This window comes from Rothia amarae (assembly GCF_042677725.1).
Lineage (GTDB): Bacteria > Actinomycetota > Actinomycetes > Actinomycetales > Micrococcaceae > Rothia > Rothia amarae.
The window spans coordinates 438,084-455,508 of record NZ_JBHUCN010000013.1; the positions used below are offsets into that span (position 1 = coordinate 438,084).

A 17,425-nucleotide genomic window follows, 5' to 3' on the forward strand; every position below is an offset into this window, starting at 1 on the left:
GCGAAGTGGCGGGTACGAATGAATATTCGTATCCGCCACTAATCTTCGTATGCAAAAAATTGCGATTGTTACGGACTCTTCTGCTGCCCTTCCTTCTGAAATGATTCTCAAACTTCAGAAGTGTGGAGGTTTTGCAGTGGTGCCGCTTTCGGTAGAGATTGAAGGAAGCAGTCTTGGTCATCTTTCAGAGGATGAAGTAGGTGAACGCATTGCTCTCGCCCATGCGTTAGGTCACACTATTAAGACAGCCAGCCCGTCAATCGGTGCATTTCAAAATACCTACCGAGATTTGCTGAACCAGGGCTTTGAAACGGTTCTCTCGTTACATCTTTCCTCTGAGTTATCTAGTACCTATGATGTAGCTCGGACTGCAGCAAAAGATTTTTCAGCAAAAATCATTGTGGTAGATTCCCAGACAGTAGCGCTAGCCCTGGGGTGGGCAGTACTGAAAATCCATGAGTTGGCGCAAACCCTTGAAAACCCGCGAGAACTGGCAGAAATCGCCCACGAAATCTGTGAGAATATTCAGCTCTTCTTTTATATTCCAACACTCGATGCGTTAAAAAGGGGAGGGCGTGTTAGTCCTGCTTTAGCGCGTGTGGGGCAGCTCCTCCAAATTCGTCCTGTTGCCACGGTCGAAGATGGAAAATTGATATATCTAGAGCGCCCTCGAACAATAGAACGAGCCAAAGACCTCCTTGCTGCTCATTGCAAGAGGGAAAGCGATCGACGCCATGCAGTTGAGTTTTATCCTGAGCATGAACGAACTCCAATTGCTACCGGAGCTATTGTGGGGGCACATTTTTCAGCTAACCGATCCGAGTTAGAAAGCTGGATTGAGGCAAACGAGTTTTCGTCGAATATTCTTATTTCGCCCCTACCTGCGGTACTCTGCGCGCACACAGGGTTAGGAGCCTTAGCGGTGGCTGTCTATTAACAATCTGCAAGAACTGACCAAATGAGGTACGAGAACCTGTGGATTAAGAGAAATCAGCTCGGTTATCCACAGATTGCGACTCAGTAAGAAATGAGCAACTCACTTTTGTTCTAGCGTTCATTGCATGAGTCACCGTAGCGACCCCACCCCAAGAGAGCATCCTGATCGCATTCTTCGCGCCCGCCGTCTTAAACCAGAAAATACCTGGGACGATTCCTTGGACAACTTCTCCGATGATGTCATTGACGAGGGCGAAGATAATGCCTGGGCCGATTCAGACGGACGTGCTGAGAGCCTCTACGAGGAACTAGAGATATTTCCTGAACAAGAAGTTACTTCAGGCTTCGGCAATAGGTATCGTTGGAGCATTCCGTTTAAGACCATCATCGCAGTGCTGGCAGTGGGTGTTGTTGCTCTTTTGGGTTTATTTCTCTGGAACAGTATCTTTTCCCCCGAAGATCCTGAAACCGTTCCACTGACTACATCATCCCTTGCACTAGAAGATACAGAGGGAGCATCTCAAAAACCGGTTTCTGAATCCGCCGGAGCTACAGCACATTCCTCCGCTTCGATGTCATCTGTGCAGGTTCATGTGGCAGGTGCTGTCAAAAGACCGGGACTGTACACCCTGGAATCAACTATGCGTTGGGGGGATGCCCTTAAAACTGCTGGGGGAGCACTGCCAGAGGCAGATCTTAACCGGATTAATCTAGCTCAACCAGTTCAGGACGGGGTACAAATTCTAGTTCCCCGCCAGGGTGAACAGATAGAGGCAGTACCACAGGCTGCTCAGGCAAGTAAAGAACTAGCGCCATCTCAGCAGGCTTCCTCACCGGGAACAACTCTGATTAATTTGAACACTGCTACCGCAGAAGAACTCGAAAAGCTACCTCGAGTCGGACCCAAGTTGGCTGAAAAAATCATCGAATACCGGGAATCAATAGGATCATTTACATCGGTCGAAGATTTAGATGGCGTTCCTGGTATCGGACCCGCCATGATGGAAAATATTACACCCTTGGTTAGTGTCGGATGAATTCTCCCGCACATATCCGACGGAAGTTTCTAGCGACAATTCAGGGTAAAGACGAGAAGATTCATGAGGCGCAAAAGCCAAAACTCATGGATTTTAGGCTCTTTTTGAGCAGCTTCTTTGTTCTTGTTCTCCTCATCATCTTCATGCTGTGGGGTAGCAAAGCGCTTGTCTCCATACTGCTAGCTACTCTGGCGATAGGGGTTCTCTTTCGAATAAGAAGTTCTTCATTCCAGTCATTGTCCTGGCTCTCCAAAGCCCAGTCGCAGATAGTGGTGTGTCTAGTTTTTGCAAGCTTGGAGGTTCTTTCCTTAGCAGCACAGGGCTATTTCAACGACCAGACGGTCGTGGACCAGTGCTCTCATCATGCAGCTCGCCTTCACGCAGAAGTCCGTTCTTCCCGCCAAACCAGCACGGGGTCATCCCTCACCGAACTGGACGTTGACTTCATCCAGTGCGCAGGACAAAAACATACCTTTGCTCGATCTGTCATAACGTTTCTTCCGGAACCTGTTCAGAAGTCCACAGAGATAGAAGTAGTCGGCATACTCAGTGAGGAGAAGGGAAAGGTTCAGCTAGAAAAGCCCCATATTACGGCTCACCAGCCTCCAGCTACGCCATCGCAGGTTATTCAACTTAAAGACTCTGTACGAAGTGCTACTCTGAGCGCAATTTCAGCAGACCAGACGGCGCTTCTGCTCGGGCTAGCCTATGGCGACGACAGCTCCATGCTTGCGGATACAAAAGGCGACTTTAAGGTGGCAGGTTTGCTTCATTTGACGGCTGTATCGGGTGCAAATATCACGCTCATCTTTATGGTGATTTATAGGTTCGGTCAGCTCTTTTACGTACGGCGGACACCCCTAATTATGCTGGCATGGACAGGTACATTGGCTTATGCCACTCTGGTGGGTTGGGAGGGGTCGGTCATCCGCGCCTGGTGCATGGGCATGGTGGGAGCAATAGCTTTGGTGATGGGGAGCGGAAAATCAGCGTTGCCCGTCTTCTCCACCGCCGTCCTTTTTCTCTTATTGCTTAGACCTGAGCTCAGCCTTAACTTTGGTTTTCTGCTGTCACTTTTTGCCACCGTGGCACTCATTGTCATCGCACCTGCGCTCACGCGCTTGTTGGAGTGCGTACTACCTAAGTTGCTGGCTGAAATCATTGCCGTTCCATGTGCTGCGAGTCTCTGGACGGCTCCACTGATTCTCATCCTCAGCGAGCAGTTCATGCCCTACTCAGTTTTCGCAAATGTTCTGGCTGCCCCTCTGGTGGTACCGCTTACGCTGACTGGATTACTCGCCTTAGTTTGTTTTCTTGTCCATACACCCGCCATCTTCGAGTTGCTCGCGCACCTTTCAACGCTGTTTTCGCAACCCTTACTTAGCCTGGCAGATTTCATTTCACGTTTACCAGGGAGCACTATATCTTGTCCGCTCAGCCCCAGTTCATTGTCGCTGACCTGCCTATCGGTTTTCATCATTTCCGGGATGATCCTTATGCTCGACCAAAAATTAACTCATTATCTGCTCAGTTCAACGGAGGAATTTAGTCGTGTCTAAGCATTCTCTTATCAAGAAGAAAAAATATAAGCGATCCTCAAGAAAACAAATATTTTGTGCATTGTTAGTATGCGTAGCGGTCTGTTTCATCATCCTAAAATTCCAGCCTCAAAGCAGGGGGTCTGCACCAGCAGATTGGCAATTTATCAGCTGCGATGTAGGGCAGGGAGATATGTCCCTTCTACGCACGGGAAATAATTCAGCTATTTTAGTCGATGCCGGGCCCGATCCACAGAATGCTAAGAGTTGCCTTCGATGGGCGGGCATCAAGACAATAGATGCCGTAATTATTACTCATGCTCATGCAGATCATGAGGGAGGGTTACCGGGGATTTGCAACGGGTGTGACATTTGGACCTCTGAGCATTCTGCCAGCGCAATCAGCCATGAGTATTCGGGAGGAAACTATCATGTACTGACGGCAAAATCCTTACTGGAACCGACACCGACACTCTCTATCAGGATATTAAATGCACCAACGACGAGCGACTTTGTGCCGGGTGATGGCAAATCAGCTCAAGAGAATAATAGCTCGGTGGTTCTTTATCTCGATATAAGAAATACTAAAAATTCGAGTTCATTCCATGTTCTTCTTACCGGCGATATTCAGCAGGAAACAGTGCACAACATTCTGCCGTCACTCTCAAATCTTCCGGTAGACATACTCAAGGTTCCTCATCATGGTTCTAAACACTCAGGAGATGCCCTAGAAAAGAAGTTACGTCCCTCCGTAGGTCTAATTTCAGCGGGACTCAACAATTCCTACGGTCATCCGCATAGAGAAATTATGGATTCGCTCACCGATGCAGGAACCCAAATTTATGAAAGCAGCCAAGCAGGTGATATTGCTTTTGCTCTCTCCAATGAGCAATCCTCATTGTCTGTAGTTACTCAGAAAACATGAAAGAATGAGTACTAATCTGCGAGAGGAATCATATGTCACGCGCTACTTCATCAAAATCTACAGCTACCCAAGAATGGCGTTCCGTTAGCCCGGCTCCCGTCGTTTTGCTGTATGGGAATGATGAATACTTCGTATCACGAACCGAAGCAAGATTACGTAGCTCATTCCGTGAACTCACTGTAGATTCTGAGCTCGTCTCACTCAACGCTAAGGACTACTCCAAGGGTGAGCTTGACCTAGTAGCGAGCCCCTCGCTCTTTGGAAATTCTAAAATCATCGAAGTAAAAAACCTCGCTTCTATGAATGAAGATTTCTTACAGGATGCCTTGAAATACTGCGCTAATCCCGAGACCGATAACATGCTAGTCATGCATCATTCGGGTGGTAACAGGGGGAAAAAACTACTGGATACCGTGCGTGCTTCGCGAAAGTTACTTTGGGTCGAAACCAAACCCCTCAAAACGGAGAATGACAAAGTAGCGTTTGTTAATTTTGAATTTCGCGAGCACCACAAGAAGATAGAACCTCAAGCGATTCGGTTACTAGTGGCAGCTGCGGGGAACGATACCGCAGAGTTAGCCTCTGCCTGCTTGCAGTTAATTAATGACGGCCCAGAAACCATCACAGAAAACCTGGTAGATATTTACTACGGAGGACGTACCGAGGCATCGGCGTTCAAGGTGAGCGATGCTGCAGTGGCAGGAGATAGTCGACAGGCGCTGAAATTGCTTCGTCATGCGCTCGATACCGGTGTAGAACCAATACCGCTGGTCGGCGCACTGGCCATGAGAATCCGAAATATAGCCCGAGTACATGGAAGCCGTGGAAATGCCGCTGGCCTAGCTTCCGAACTGAAGATGGCGCCCTGGCAAGTAGAACAGGCGCAACGCGACTCGCGGAGGTATTCAGATGTAGACCTCAGCAATATTCTGAGAGTTCTTGCAGACGTCGATTCTCAGCTCAAAGGCGAATCTGCGGATCCCATGTACTCACTTGAAAAAGCCGTTCTCACCATCGCTAGAGCGCGTTAGACCTAACAACTTCCTTTGCATCAGAGAACAGTAAAGCCCCGGAGTATAAACTCCGGGGCTTTACAGTCACTTCACTAATAGACAGTTGCCAGAGGCAACGATAAATTAGGAAAGCTTGTTTACGCGTGCAGCAAGACCTGACTTCTTGTTAGCAGCATTCTTTTTGTGAAGAACGCCCTTGGAGACGGCCTTGTCCAGTTTGCGGCTTGCAGTACGGAGAGCTGAAACAGCTTCTTCCTTGTTCTGCGCCTCAACAGCAGAATCTACCTTGCGGAGAGAAGTCTTGAGATCAGACTTGATAGCGTTGTTACGCAGGCGAGCCTTCTCGTTGGTGAGGATGCGCTTTTTCTGGGACTTAATGTTTGCCACGATTAAAACTTTCTTTTTGTCTAATTGGTCGGTGAGGGCTAATGCTGACCAATCATCGACTGAGTGGCGTGGGGATGCCTATGGCAATCGGTCAGCAGTGCCCGATGACCATCGGACACACAGCGTTCACTTTATCAGAAAGAACGTTCGGTGTTCAGGGGTTAAGAAGAGATTAATTGTTAGTTTGCTCAAAGGCACGCTGTATGCGGTTAAATGTACCGCCGTCCATAATGGCTCCTTCGCGGCGGACTTCTTCGGGTAGCACGCGAATTACTCGGTCGAGTTTAACTTCCGAAGGACGCCCTTGTTTATCCCATAACCCAACTCCAATATCCAGGTAAGCCGGGTCATGGGTGTTCCTATTGTTGTGGTCTTTGCTAGTGAGCATCAAAGCCAGCAGGTACTGTCCGTCTTTACCGATGAGAATAATCGGGCGGTCTTTTCCCTGGGAATAGTCCTCTTCATAAGGAACCCATGCCCACACGACTTCACCAGGATCAGGTGCGCCGTCGGCATCGGGAGAGTAGGAGAAGTTCACAGGACCTACGTAGTCCCCGGGGTAATTTCCAGGAACCGAGGTCCGGCGAAGGGAGTCGTTTGTACGAGGACGCTGGGAGGAAGATGGACCTGAAGATTGAGGTTGTTTTCCCTGTATCTTCTGATATTCGCTATAGGCGCGCTGTGCTAAGTCTAGGAATCGTCTAATGGTGCCAAAATTTATCTGCATAATCCCAAATCTAGTCTGCTCCCTTGTGAGTTTGGAAGAACTTGAGGGAAAACACCGTGTTTGAGCGAGGAAGTGTACACCGCCAACGAGCATAAAACCCAAAATCGTGGGACACTAGTTAACTGATTCTATGTACCTCGCAGCTTATTGCGCCTGAAAGGAAATTCCTCAGTGTCACCTATGGCTACCCACGCGCCTGAACCGGCCGCAACTAATCCGGAGATTCTCCGCAATTTCTGCATTATTGCGCATATTGACCATGGTAAGTCCACCCTTGCTGACCGTATGCTTCAGGCAACCGGAGTAGTAACTCCACGCGAGATGAAAGCACAGTATCTTGACCGTATGGATATTGAACGCGAACGCGGAATTACCATTAAATCTCAGGCTGTTCGTATGCCCTGGGAAGTCGACGGTCAAGCCTACGCGCTCAACATGATTGATACTCCCGGTCACGTTGACTTCACCTATGAGGTTTCTCGTTCCTTGGCTGCTTGTGAAGGTGCACTCTTACTGGTGGATGCAGCTCAGGGCATCGAGGCGCAAACGCTGGCGAATCTCTACTTGGCGATGGAGAATGAACTCACCATCATTCCGGTGCTTAACAAAATTGATCTTCCCGCTGCGAATCCAGATAAGTATGCCGAGGAATTGGCTAATTTGATTGGCGTGGAACCTGAAGATGTCCTTCGTGTTTCCGGTAAAACGGGTGAGGGCGTAGAAGAACTTCTAGACAGAATCGTGGAGCTCATCCCCGCGCCCCAAGGCAAAGCAGACGCACCGGCGAGAGCCATGATTTTTGACTCTGTCTATGACTCCTATCGTGGTGTCGTGACATACGTTCGTGTAGTGGATGGGCAACTTTCTCCCCGTCAAAAAATCAAGATGATGTCCACTAACGCTGAACATGATTTGTTGGAAATCGGCGTGATTTCACCCGAGCCTAAACCCACGAAGGGTCTTGGAGTGGGCGAGGTAGGCTATCTCATCACAGGCGTGAAAGATGTGCGGCAATCACGCGTGGGCGATACCGTTACTTCCTCCCACAAGTCGGCGACCGAGTCCTTGGGTGGATATGAGGATCCTAAGCCCATGGTCTTCTCCGGTCTGTTCCCGATTGATGGATCAGATTACCCCTTACTGCGTGATGCTTTGGATAAGCTCAAACTTAATGACGCCGCCCTCATTTATGAGCCGGAGACATCCGCGGCTCTAGGGTTTGGTTTCCGTTGCGGATTCCTCGGATTGCTCCACCTGGAAATTGTGCGCGAACGCCTCGAACGAGAATTCAACTTGGATTTGATTTCAACTGCACCCAACGTTATCTATGACGTCGTAGATGAGCACGGGGATGCACGACGAGTTACGAACCCCAGCGAATTCCCCGAAGGTAAAATCGCTACCATTCGTGAACCGATGGTAGCTTGCACCATTATCGCTCCCGCTGAATTCATTGGGGCAATCATGGAGCTTTGCCAGTCCAAGCGTGGGCAACTGGGCGGCATGGATTACCTCTCTGAAGACCGCGTAGAACTTCGCTATCGACTGCCCTTGGCTGAAATTGTGTTCGACTTCTTTGACCAACTCAAATCTCGCACCAAAGGTTATGCGTCTTTGGACTGGAAGTTTGATGGTGAAGAAGAGGCAGACCTGGTCAAGGTTGATATTCTTTTGCAGGGTGAGAAAGTGGATGCTTTCTCTGCTATTACCCACCGTGAAAAAGCGTATTCATACGGTGTGATGATGACGGGCAAGTTGCGCGAGCTCATTCCTCGCCAGCAGTTCGAAGTGCCGATTCAGGCGGCAATTGGTTCACGCATTATTGCTCGTGAAAATATTCGTGCAATTCGAAAAGATGTGCTGTCGAAATGCTACGGCGGTGATATTTCCCGTAAACGCAAGCTCCTGGAGAAGCAGAAAGCGGGTAAGAAACGCATGAAGATGGTGGGCCGCGTGGAAGTTCCACAGGAAGCCTTCATCGCCGCACTTTCTTCGAGTGATGAGCCTAAGGATAAAGCAAAGAAGTGAGTCCTGCACAGCCGGTAGGTATGCCAGCTCCAGGTGATGGATTGATTGGTTCAGAATCGGTTCAGGCGGGATCTGGCAAACCATTTTCTCTGTATGTTCATGTGCCGTATTGCTCGGTGAGGTGTGGGTATTGCGACTTTAATACTTACGCCCAGGACGATTTCGGTGACGGCGTCAATCTCAATACCTTTGCAGATGAAGCTATTGCTGAACTCGATTTTGCGCATAGTGTTTTACAAAATTCTGGTGCAGAGATTACTCCGTTACATTCGGTGTTCTTTGGCGGCGGCACGCCCACTCGGATACCCAGCACTGATTTAGTGCGGATTTTGCACCATGCCGTCTCCCTATTCGGACTTTCTGCACATGCGGAAGTGACGACCGAGGCGAATCCAGATTCTGTGGATGAGGAAGACATCCAAATACTTGCTGACGGTGGATTTACGCGTATCTCCTTCGGTATGCAGTCGGCGGTTCCGCGCGTCCTTAAAATTCTTGATCGCACGCACACACCCGATAATGTTCCCAAAGTTGTGAGGTGGGCACAGCAGGCAGGTTTACAAACCTCCGTCGACTTGATTTATGGGGCTCCGGGGGAGACTTTAGCTGAATGGGAGCAGTCGCTTCGAGCCGCGGTTTCATATCACCCAGATCATATCTCTGCCTATTCGCTCATTGTCGAAGAGGGTACCAAGATGTGGGCACGTATTCGGCGCGGTGAGTTAGATATGCCGGATGACGATGCGATGGCAGATATGTATCTGTTAGCAGATCGCATTCTAGGGGAGGCGGGGTACCAATGGTACGAAGTGTCTAACTTCTCTACGGATATTTCGACTCGAAGCACCCATAATTTGGCATATTGGCACAACGTCAATTGGTGGGGTATCGGACCGGGAGCCCATTCCCACTGGGGCGGAACTCGTTGGTGGAATGTGAAGCATCCGCTAGCCTACTCGCAACGAATACGCCAACAGATTTCGCCTGCCCAGGCTCGCGAAGTGCTCACCCCCAATCAGCAACATTTCGAAGATGTAATGCTTCGGCTCCGAATTCGAGAAGGAATGACTGTGCGCGAGTTGCAGGGACAGAATCAGATGAGCGAGGATCAGTTACACCAGAAGATTCAGTGGCTAGAGAAGCAGGGTCTGATTGAGGCAGTTGAACCTCTCAATTCCCGTGTGGTGCTGACTCTTAAAGGTCGGTTACTGGGGGATGCCGTCACCCGTGAGCTCCTTCCCGAATAAACAGTGATATTGCACCTTAAGAAAATAAAGGGACGACGCCTGCATCGGCGTCGTCCCTTAATGCATTGAAAATTTTAGCGGCGGCTGAGAAGCCGGTCAAAGAGCATGGTGTTTGCACGGTATTGGTAAGGATTTCCCTTATTGACCTTGATACCGGCAATTAAAGACATCAGCGCCAGATAGCTCCAGAGTAGCGCTGCAATCAGCCCAAAAATCCATCCCACCAGCGGCAGAGGTGTGAGGAGCATAGAAACAACAATGATGATGGTAGGTAACAACGTAAAGTTGAAAGCCTCGCGGGATTCTTGCTCAGTGAAAGCTCCACGATCACGGTAGAGGTAATAAACGATGCCCGAAGGTATGCAGCCGATGACTCCACCGAAGTGTGCAAGGGTCGCAATATTGCGGTCCTCATGAACCGTAAGCTTATTGGGTGTAGACGAGCTTCCTTCAAATGTGGCTTTTGCGGTTGACGTAGATTTCAATAATTTCTCAATCTTATCTAAGCACCGGGTTCTCACCGGACGACGTATCTGGCTTTCCCTTATTCTAAGGTAAAACTTTGAGTAAAAGGGAAGAGTAATGGAAATGCCCTTAAACTGCTAGGAGAGTTTAGACACAAGCTATCTTTGGGGTTGGCTCGGTCAGAAAATCAATTAATGATTCGACAGGTCCTAGAATTTCAGGCTGAAGGTCAGAGTAACTATTTACCCTGCTGAGAAGCTTTTTCCACCCATGAGCAATTTCTGCTTGATCTTCATGGGGCCATCCAAACCGTTTGAGGATTCCAACCTTCCATTCTTCCGTCCGGGGAACAACTGGCCACTGCTTGATGCCCAGCGTAGAGGGTTTTACTGACTGCCACACATCAATGTAAGGATGTCCCACAATCTTGATATTGCCGCTGGCACCTTTAACGCGCATTGTGTCTTGAGAGATTCGGCTTTCCTTGCTTCCAGGCACCAGATGATCTACTAAAATACCTAGTTTGCGGTGCGCTGAAGGTTGGAAAGCTACCACCTTTTCCGCTAAATCGTCTATGCCGTGCAGGGGCTCAACAACAATACCTTCGACGCGCAGATCATGACCCCAAATTTTTTCAATAAGTTCGGCATCATGGATACCTTCCACCCATAGCCTGGAAGCCCGCGCCACCTGTGCTGGTGCGTCCTCCACCGCGAGAGAGCCAGAACGGCTCACCATTCGAGCCGCTTTTTGAGGTGCGCGTTTCGGCGCGATGACTTTAACCGGCTCACCTTCGAGTAGGAAACCAAAGCCCAGGGGGAAGGATTTGACTCTGCCTCGTGCGTCTTCCAGTCCCACGACCCTCATCCCACCGATTGTTTCAAGGGAAACGACGACGCCTACCCAGCCGCTCTGAACGTCTTCAAGGAGTAACCCCGGCTTGACGGGTACCTCTCGCAGCTTCTGTTTTCGAAATTGCTGGTTCATGGCAGAAAGATCTTGCGTTCCCCATTCATATCTATTGGACATCGGTGCTCCTTTGCTTTGAGCGTACGAAGAGAGGTAGAGAAACCATAGGTATTAGAGTTGAACTAGCATTTCTTGCATTACAGTGCCAACTTTAAGATTTCGATATGGAGAAAAGGATTGTCATTGACACGTCAACATCAAATTCTTCAAGCCATTATCGAAGACTATGTCAGTTTACGTGAGCCTGTAGGTTCAAAAGCGCTGGTGGAGCGACATCAGCTAGGTGTTTCCAGCGCTACGGTGCGTAATGAAATGATGGCGCTAGAGGAGCAAGGGCTTATTCAAGCGCCCCATTCAAGTGCAGGACGTATTCCAACGGCAAAAGGTTATCGTTTTTTTGTTGACGAAATAGCCAAACCTAGGTCGCTGAAGCCCGCTGAAAAGAATGCGATTCATCGCTTTCTCGACTCATCAGATAGTTTGGATCAAGTCTATGAGCAAACAGTGCGGCTGCTATCCCAGCTCACCCATCAGGTGGCTGTATTGCAATTGCCCGTTGCTACTGGTGATTCGGTGCAGCATGTAGAAATTATTGAAACATCAGAGCTGACCGTGGCTGTTATCTTGATTGATAATTCAGGGCAGGTTCATCAAAAAATAATGGGACTTAAGCAACCCTTAGCATCAGCGGAGGATGCCCAGCAGAAAATACACTCTTTGGTGAAAAGCAAAAGCTTCTTTGAAGCACATCAAGCTATCGTAGCGCACAATGAATTACTGTCGAATATGAGCTTGCGAAGTATTCTTGCTGGTATAGACGATTTGTTACTCGCTCAACAAAATTCTCGGCTTCTCATCTCTGGCACCTCTTATCTTGCCAATGCTACCCACGATTTTTCTCAAAGTATTGCACCGATTCTTGAGGCACTGGAAGAACAGGTAACTATGCTTCAATTGCTGAATGCGATGGTGGCTGAAGAGGAAGTAACCGTTCGAATCGGAGCCGAGACACAAAGTCAGCCTTTGAGCGAGGCTTCTATTGTTGCTTCAGCTTATGGACCAGAAATCACTAGGAACCTTGGAGTGATTGGGCCAACCCGGATGGATTATTCATCGACGATGGCAACGGTTCGGGGAGTCGCTCAATATCTCTCAAGAATTTTGGGAACATGAGTTTCACTCACTAAACTTTTATCAGAATTTTGACGCCGATTAGAAAGTAGTAACTCTTTGAGCAACCACTATGAAACCCTGGGCGTGGCAAGGGACGCAAGCCCGGAGGAAATCAAGAAAGCTTATCGCAAGATGGCGCGCAAGCTCCATCCCGATATCAACCCTTCTCCTGAAGCCGCAGAGGAATTCAAGCGTGTGTCGCACGCGCACGATGTTCTATCTGACCCTGAAAAACGCCGTATCTATGACCAGACAGGTAACGAAAATGGTCAGGCTCAGGGTGGTTTTGGTGGTGGCGGCTTCGGAGGGTTCGGAGGTTTCTCAGATATTTTCGAAACTTTCTTCAGCCAGCAGCCGCAAGGACCTGCGTCCAGAACTCGCCAGGGGCAGGATGCGCTCATCAACGTGCGCATTGATTTGAAGGATGCAGTTTTTGGTACCAACAAACCAATTACTGTTGACACCGCCGTAGTATGTGATGTTTGTGGGGGAGACGGTTGCGAACCCGGCACTCACCCTGAAACCTGTGAGACCTGTAAGGGGCAGGGTTATATGCAGCGTCAGGTTCAGTCCATCTTGGGAACTGTCGTGCAGCCGGTAGAGTGCCCTTCCTGTAAGGGGTTTGGCACCGTCATTAAGCATCCGTGCCAGGAATGCTACGGTGAGGGGCGTGTCCGCGAGCGCAAGCCTCTGACCGTTAAGATTCCTGCAGGTGTCAATAGTGGCGCTCGTATTCGTCTTTCCGGTGAAGGTGAGGCCGGCACCGCCGGCGGTCCTAACGGGGATTTGTATGTCGAACTCCGCATTAATCCGGATCCGACTTTCATGCGCGAGGGCGACGATCTTCACGCTCGGGTAGGTATTTCGATGGCGGCAGCCGCGCTGGGTACCACGATTTCTTTGGATACTTTTGACGGTGTGCAGAAGCTTGATATCAAAGCCGGTGCGCAATCGGGCGATGTGCTGACCCTTAAGGAACTCGGAGTGCAGCATCTTCGCAAGAATGGTCGGGGAGATTTGCATGTGCATATTGAGGTTCGCACTCCTACCGACCTCAGCCGTGAGGAAAAGAAATTGCTAGAGAAGTTCGCGGAGCTACGCCAGGAGGATTTGCAACAGAGCGAGACGATTTCTGAGAAGCAAGGATTCTTCTCTCGTATCAAAGATCGTTTCGATAAGTAGGGTGATTTTATAATGTCTGCACCTATTTTCTATCTTGTGGAGCGGGAGCTAGACGACGTCGCCGTGGGTGATGTAGTTGATGTGCAGGGGACCGAAGGTCACCATGCGCGAAATGTTAAACGTCTTCAGCTGACTGAAAAGATTGATCTCTCTGATGGAGAAGGTAAGCGGCTGCGCGGGGAAGTGGTTGAACTTCTTGACGATGGTCTAAGGGTTAAGGTTCGCCAAATTCAGTCTGCCCATGCAGGTACTGAGTTTATTGTGGTGCAGGCATTAGCTAAGAATGATCGTGACATTCTGGGGATTGAGACTGCTACTGAACTTGGAGTTTCAGGTGTCATCCCGTGGTTTGCTGATCGTTCGATTGTGCGGTGGAAAAAGGAACGATTGCCTAAGCACCATGCCAAGTGGAAAAATACTGTGGTTGCGGCCGCAAAGCAGTCGAGAAGTGCTCTTATTCCCACGGTTTTTGATCTTCACTCTTCAGCAGATTTAGCTGAGGTTTTTGAAGAGGACAGCGCAGTTGGTGCCACCGTTTTGATTTTGCATGAATCTGCCGAGCAGAAATTGAGTGAGCTTCTGAAAGCTCAGAAATCTGAGCTGACTGGACCGGTCTATATAGTGGTTGGTCCAGAAGGAGGAATTTCGCCTCGTGAGGTAGATCTGTTTACTTCGGTTGGAGCGCATACGGTGCTTCTGGGGAATGAAGTATTGCGTTCTTCTACAGCTGGGTCTTCAGCCCTTGTCGTCCTCAAAACGTTACTGGGGCAGTGGTAGAAAATTCACTCCAAGGTTCTGTTTTATTAGGACACCACCAGATAATCTGAACATAACAAACTTCAAGGAGCTCTGATTAGGCCTTAGGCCGTGTATGAACAGCCAGAATTCGGGCGCAACTCGTCCGTTGTCCGTAGCAAGAACTTTCACTTTTTCCTCGCGTGAGCAAATGGTGACAGTATTAGGTCCATCCGATTCCAGTATTTCGCTTATTGAGTCGAATTTTCCCTCGGTGACTGTTCGTCCTCGCGATGTAGAAGTGGTGGTGACTGGTCCATCTGAGCCGGTAGGGGCGACTATTCGCTTACTGAGCGAGCTGGCGCGGTTGGCATCTCAGGGTGTTCCCCTCGGTCAAGAGACTGTTTCGCGTGTTATAACGATGCTCAATTCTGAATTGGCGCAGCCTGCGGCAGCGATGAGCCAGAATATTTTGAGCTCTCGGGGAAAGAGCATTCGTCCTAAAACTATTAACCAGAAAAACTATGTCGATAGTATCGATGACCACACGGTAGTTTTTGGCATTGGACCAGCAGGTACCGGTAAAACGTACCTTGCAATGGCCAAAGCAGTGCATGCTCTTCAAGCGAAGGAAGTTAACCGAATTATCCTGACCCGTCCTGCTGTTGAGGCGGGGGAGCGTTTAGGATTTCTTCCTGGATCTCTGAACGAAAAAATCGATCCATATTTGCGGCCGCTGTATGATGCCCTTCACGACATGATGGATCCTGAATCAATTCCTAAGTTGATGGAAGCTGGAACCATTGAAGTTGCACCGCTTGCATATATGCGCGGACGTACTCTCAACGATGCTTTTATCATTTTGGACGAAGCGCAGAACACCACGGTGGAGCAGATGAAGATGTTCCTTACTCGATTGGGGTTCGGTGCAAAAATGGTGATTACCGGTGACGTTACTCAGATTGACCTCCCCAATGGTCAGGCATCGGGGTTGAAGCAGGTTCGAAATATCCTGCAGGATGTCGAAGATATATCTTTCTGTCTTCTCGAAGCTACCGACGTCGTCCGGCATTCTTTGGTCTCCGATATCGTGTCCGCATACGACCGGTGGGACGAGGACAAGACGGCGATGGAACGCAAACGTAATCGTAAAGTCAAACGGCAAACGATAGAAGCGGCAGCGGAAAAACTTCTGGAGAAATCAGGGATTGATGTGGGGGATCAAAGCTAATGGCTGTTGATTTTGAGATTGAAGAAGTCTCAGAGGGTGAATCTCCCGCCGTCCAGAAAGCATTTGCTGCATTTGATCCAGCTGTGATTGAAGACCTAGTAGATGCCGCTTTCAAATATATGAAGGTAAGTAGCTCGACCGAGCTGTCGATTGCGGTGGTCGGTGTTGAGGAGATGGAACGTATTCACCTGGAATGGATGAATCTTCCAGGGCCTACCGACGTCATGTCATTCCCCATGGATGAGCTTGAACCAGGAACGGAGGAAGAACCCACAGAGGGCGTGCTGGGGGATATTATTCTGTGTCCGGCAGTTGCAGCAACACAAGCTGAAAATGCTGGTCATAGCACTCTCGATGAATACTGCCTTTTAACAGTGCACGGAATCTTGCACTGCCTGGGATTCGATCATGCTACAGCAGAAGAAGAAGCTGAAATGTTCGGGATTCAGCGCACTATTTTAGAGCAGTTCTTGGGGCGGGCTGCTCCTGTTGAGACGAGGTTCTAACGCCTATGGTTATTGTCAGTCTTATTTTTGCAACCCTGCTCTTACTCGTAGTGGGTTACATTCTTGCTGCCACCGAATCAGCTTTCACCTATATTCCGCATAGTGAGTTGAATAATTTGGTGGAGAGCGGTAAACGCTCTCGGTTGAACATTATTATCGCGAATATTGATCAGTACATGTTCTCGCTTCGATTGTGGAGCGCGTTCGTAGATACCTTGGCGATTCTTGGTTTCTACTCGCTGATGCTAGTCATCTCGTCTTCGACAGTGGTGGCAATTCTAATCACTGCAGTGGTAATGACGTGTATTAGTTATGTATTTTTCGCTTATTACCCCCGGCGCTCGGGTCGAGCACGACCCCTGCATTTTGTTAAAAATTATGCTTCTCTGACTTATTTCCTTACTAAGATTCTGGGTCCTTTGCCTCAGGCAGTCGTCAAGCCTAAGGATGAGTCAGGGCAGGAGGCGAATTCTTCGGCTGGATACTTCACCGAAGAAGAAATTTTGGAGTTCGTTGATCGGGCGAGTTCACAAGATGTCATTGAGGACGACGAAGCTCAGATGGTGCAGTCTATCTTCGAGCTGGGCGACACCCGGATTAAATCCGTAATGGTTCCCCGCACAGATATGGTGACCATTGATGCTGACGAGACGGTTGATAACGCCGTCAATCTTTTCCTGCGCTCGGGGTATTCACGCATTCCTGTCTTGGGCGATGATTTCGATGACATTCGAGGCGTCCTTTACTTCAAAGACTTAATGCAAAATGTTGTAGATTCAGGAATGATTCAAAGCGAATTGAATCTAGAGACGTTAATCCGCCCCGGTCGCTTTGAACCTGAATCTAAGAAAGTTCTGGATTTATTGCGAGAAATGCAGCGGGAATCAACCCATGTTGCCATGGTGATTGATGAGTACGGAGGGACCGCCGGTCTGGTGACTCTGGAGGATCTCATTGAAGAATTGGTCGGGGATATCGCCGATGAGTACGACAATGAGAAGCCAGAAATCAAGGTACAGGACGACGGCACCTTCAAAATCAGTTCCCGTTTGAGCGTTGAGGAATTAGGCGAGTTCTTTGGCGAAGATTTAGAAGAAGAGGATGTAGATACTGTAGGTGGTCTTATGTCTAAGCACCTGGGTCGAGTGCCTATTGTGGGTAGCGAAATTTCGGTATCAGGTATCCATATTCGGGCTATCGGAACTAGCGGACGCCGTAATCAGATTGCAACGCTCTTAGTCTGGACCGATGAGAAAGCACATACAGGTAGCGTCGCGGTTGATTCTGAGTAAATCTTCAAAATCTACTGAATAGTGAATACGGGCA

At 49.1% G+C, this 17,425-nt stretch carries 17 protein-coding genes; 13 read left to right on the forward strand and 4 right to left on the reverse strand.

The features are described 5' to 3' along the window. Positions 1-49 precede the first annotated feature (49 nt). The 5 genes from ACFR81_RS08830 to holA all read left to right on the forward strand — a co-directional run bounded on the left by ACFR81_RS08830 (position 50) and on the right by holA (position 5,467). Positions 50-937, forward strand: a complete 888-nt coding sequence (locus ACFR81_RS08830; RefSeq protein ID WP_068171155.1) for a DegV family protein — start codon at positions 50-52, stop codon at positions 935-937. Between the two features lie 124 nt (positions 938-1,061). Further along, on the forward strand, positions 1,062-1,973 hold the full coding sequence (locus tag ACFR81_RS08835; RefSeq protein ID WP_151144847.1) for a helix-hairpin-helix domain-containing protein: 912 nt from the start codon (positions 1,062-1,064) through the stop codon (positions 1,971-1,973). Then, positions 1,970-3,532 carry a ComEC/Rec2 family competence protein gene (locus ACFR81_RS08840; protein ID WP_151144849.1) on the forward strand — a complete coding sequence of 521 codons (1,563 nt, stop codon included), beginning with the start codon at positions 1,970-1,972 and terminating at the stop codon, positions 3,530-3,532. Before ACFR81_RS08835 ends, ACFR81_RS08840 begins: the two co-directional genes overlap by 4 nt. Then, positions 3,525-4,436 (forward strand): MBL fold metallo-hydrolase, encoded by a 912-nt coding sequence (locus ACFR81_RS08845; protein WP_151144851.1) that lies wholly within the window; start codon positions 3,525-3,527, stop codon positions 4,434-4,436. The genes ACFR81_RS08840 and ACFR81_RS08845 overlap by 8 nt, the downstream gene beginning before the upstream one ends. A 32-nt stretch (positions 4,437-4,468) precedes the next feature. Beyond that, positions 4,469-5,467: a DNA polymerase III subunit delta gene (gene holA / locus ACFR81_RS08850; RefSeq protein ID WP_151144853.1), complete on the forward strand. Its 999-nt coding sequence runs from the start codon at positions 4,469-4,471 to the stop codon at positions 5,465-5,467. A gap of 105 nt (positions 5,468-5,572) precedes the next feature. On the opposite strand, the gene rpsT is transcribed toward holA, so the two are convergent. Then, positions 5,573-5,836, reverse strand: coding sequence for a 30S ribosomal protein S20 (gene rpsT, locus ACFR81_RS08855; protein WP_068171135.1), 264 nt, complete (start codon positions 5,834-5,836; stop codon positions 5,573-5,575). A gap of 172 nt (positions 5,837-6,008) precedes the next feature. Continuing rightward, complete coding sequence (locus ACFR81_RS08860; protein WP_343874853.1) at positions 6,009-6,563, reverse strand: type II toxin-antitoxin system PemK/MazF family toxin; 555 nt, start codon at positions 6,561-6,563, stop codon at positions 6,009-6,011. 180 nt (positions 6,564-6,743) lie between these two features. Between ACFR81_RS08860 and lepA the strand changes: the two genes are divergently transcribed. Continuing rightward, positions 6,744-8,591 (forward strand): translation elongation factor 4, encoded by a 1,848-nt coding sequence (lepA, locus tag ACFR81_RS08865; protein WP_369796763.1) that lies wholly within the window; start codon positions 6,744-6,746, stop codon positions 8,589-8,591. After that, positions 8,588-9,838, forward strand: coding sequence for a radical SAM family heme chaperone HemW (hemW, locus tag ACFR81_RS08870; protein WP_343874850.1), 1,251 nt, complete (start codon positions 8,588-8,590; stop codon positions 9,836-9,838). The genes lepA and hemW overlap by 4 nt, the downstream gene beginning before the upstream one ends. Positions 9,839-9,912: 74 nt before the next feature. Here the strand turns inward: hemW and ACFR81_RS08875 are convergent, their stop codons facing one another. Both ACFR81_RS08875 and ACFR81_RS08880 read right to left on the reverse strand, forming a co-directional pair. Then, on the reverse strand, positions 9,913-10,323 hold the full coding sequence (locus tag ACFR81_RS08875; protein ID WP_343874848.1) for a DUF4870 domain-containing protein: 411 nt from the start codon (positions 10,321-10,323) through the stop codon (positions 9,913-9,915). Positions 10,324-10,450: 127 nt separating this feature from the next. Then, positions 10,451-11,332, reverse strand: coding sequence for a DUF3097 family protein (locus ACFR81_RS08880; protein WP_343874846.1), 882 nt, complete (start codon positions 11,330-11,332; stop codon positions 10,451-10,453). Positions 11,333-11,449: 117 nt separating this feature from the next. Between ACFR81_RS08880 and hrcA the strand changes: the two genes are divergently transcribed. The 6 genes from hrcA to ACFR81_RS08910 all read left to right on the forward strand — a co-directional run bounded on the left by hrcA (position 11,450) and on the right by ACFR81_RS08910 (position 17,391). Then, complete coding sequence (gene hrcA / locus ACFR81_RS08885; RefSeq protein ID WP_343874844.1) at positions 11,450-12,445, forward strand: heat-inducible transcriptional repressor HrcA; 996 nt, start codon at positions 11,450-11,452, stop codon at positions 12,443-12,445. A gap of 57 nt (positions 12,446-12,502) precedes the next feature. Continuing rightward, positions 12,503-13,627 (forward strand): molecular chaperone DnaJ, encoded by a 1,125-nt coding sequence (gene dnaJ / locus ACFR81_RS08890; RefSeq protein ID WP_343874842.1) that lies wholly within the window; start codon positions 12,503-12,505, stop codon positions 13,625-13,627. 12 nt (positions 13,628-13,639) lie between these two features. After that, on the forward strand, positions 13,640-14,404 hold the full coding sequence (locus tag ACFR81_RS08895) for a 16S rRNA (uracil(1498)-N(3))-methyltransferase (protein WP_343874840.1): 765 nt from the start codon (positions 13,640-13,642) through the stop codon (positions 14,402-14,404). A 94-nt stretch (positions 14,405-14,498) separates the two neighbouring features. Next, positions 14,499-15,593, forward strand: a complete 1,095-nt coding sequence (locus tag ACFR81_RS08900; protein WP_238397907.1) for a PhoH family protein — start codon at positions 14,499-14,501, stop codon at positions 15,591-15,593. Continuing rightward, positions 15,593-16,099, forward strand: a complete 507-nt coding sequence (gene ybeY, locus ACFR81_RS08905; protein ID WP_343874836.1) for an rRNA maturation RNase YbeY — start codon at positions 15,593-15,595, stop codon at positions 16,097-16,099. Before ACFR81_RS08900 ends, ybeY begins: the two co-directional genes overlap by 1 nt. Before the next feature lie 5 nt (positions 16,100-16,104). Next, positions 16,105-17,391: a hemolysin family protein gene (locus tag ACFR81_RS08910; protein WP_343874834.1), complete on the forward strand. Its 1,287-nt coding sequence runs from the start codon at positions 16,105-16,107 to the stop codon at positions 17,389-17,391. The last annotated feature ends 34 nt before the right edge of the window (positions 17,392-17,425 follow it).

Excerpts from the sequence above, each read along its gene's own strand:
- lepA (WP_369796763.1), top strand. The coding sequence starts at position 6,744 with ATGGCTACCCACGCGCCTGAACCGGCCGCAACTAATCCGGAGATTCTC.
- ACFR81_RS08880 (WP_343874846.1), bottom strand. The coding sequence starts at position 11,332 with ATGTCCAATAGATATGAATGGGGAACGCAAGATCTTTCTGCCATGAAC.
- ACFR81_RS08830 (WP_068171155.1), top strand. The coding sequence starts at position 50 with ATGCAAAAAATTGCGATTGTTACGGACTCTTCTGCTGCCCTTCCTTCT.
- ACFR81_RS08895 (WP_343874840.1), top strand. The coding sequence starts at position 13,640 with ATGTCTGCACCTATTTTCTATCTTGTGGAGCGGGAGCTAGACGACGTC.
- holA (WP_151144853.1), top strand. The coding sequence starts at position 4,469 with ATGTCACGCGCTACTTCATCAAAATCTACAGCTACCCAAGAATGGCGT.
- ACFR81_RS08835 (WP_151144847.1), top strand. The coding sequence starts at position 1,062 with ATGAGTCACCGTAGCGACCCCACCCCAAGAGAGCATCCTGATCGCATT.
- ACFR81_RS08900 (WP_238397907.1), top strand. The coding sequence starts at position 14,499 with ATGAACAGCCAGAATTCGGGCGCAACTCGTCCGTTGTCCGTAGCAAGA.
- ACFR81_RS08860 (WP_343874853.1), bottom strand. The coding sequence starts at position 6,563 with ATGCAGATAAATTTTGGCACCATTAGACGATTCCTAGACTTAGCACAG.
- ACFR81_RS08840 (WP_151144849.1), top strand. The coding sequence starts at position 1,970 with ATGAATTCTCCCGCACATATCCGACGGAAGTTTCTAGCGACAATTCAG.
- ybeY (WP_343874836.1), top strand. The coding sequence starts at position 15,593 with ATGGCTGTTGATTTTGAGATTGAAGAAGTCTCAGAGGGTGAATCTCCC.
- ACFR81_RS08910 (WP_343874834.1), top strand. The coding sequence starts at position 16,105 with ATGGTTATTGTCAGTCTTATTTTTGCAACCCTGCTCTTACTCGTAGTG.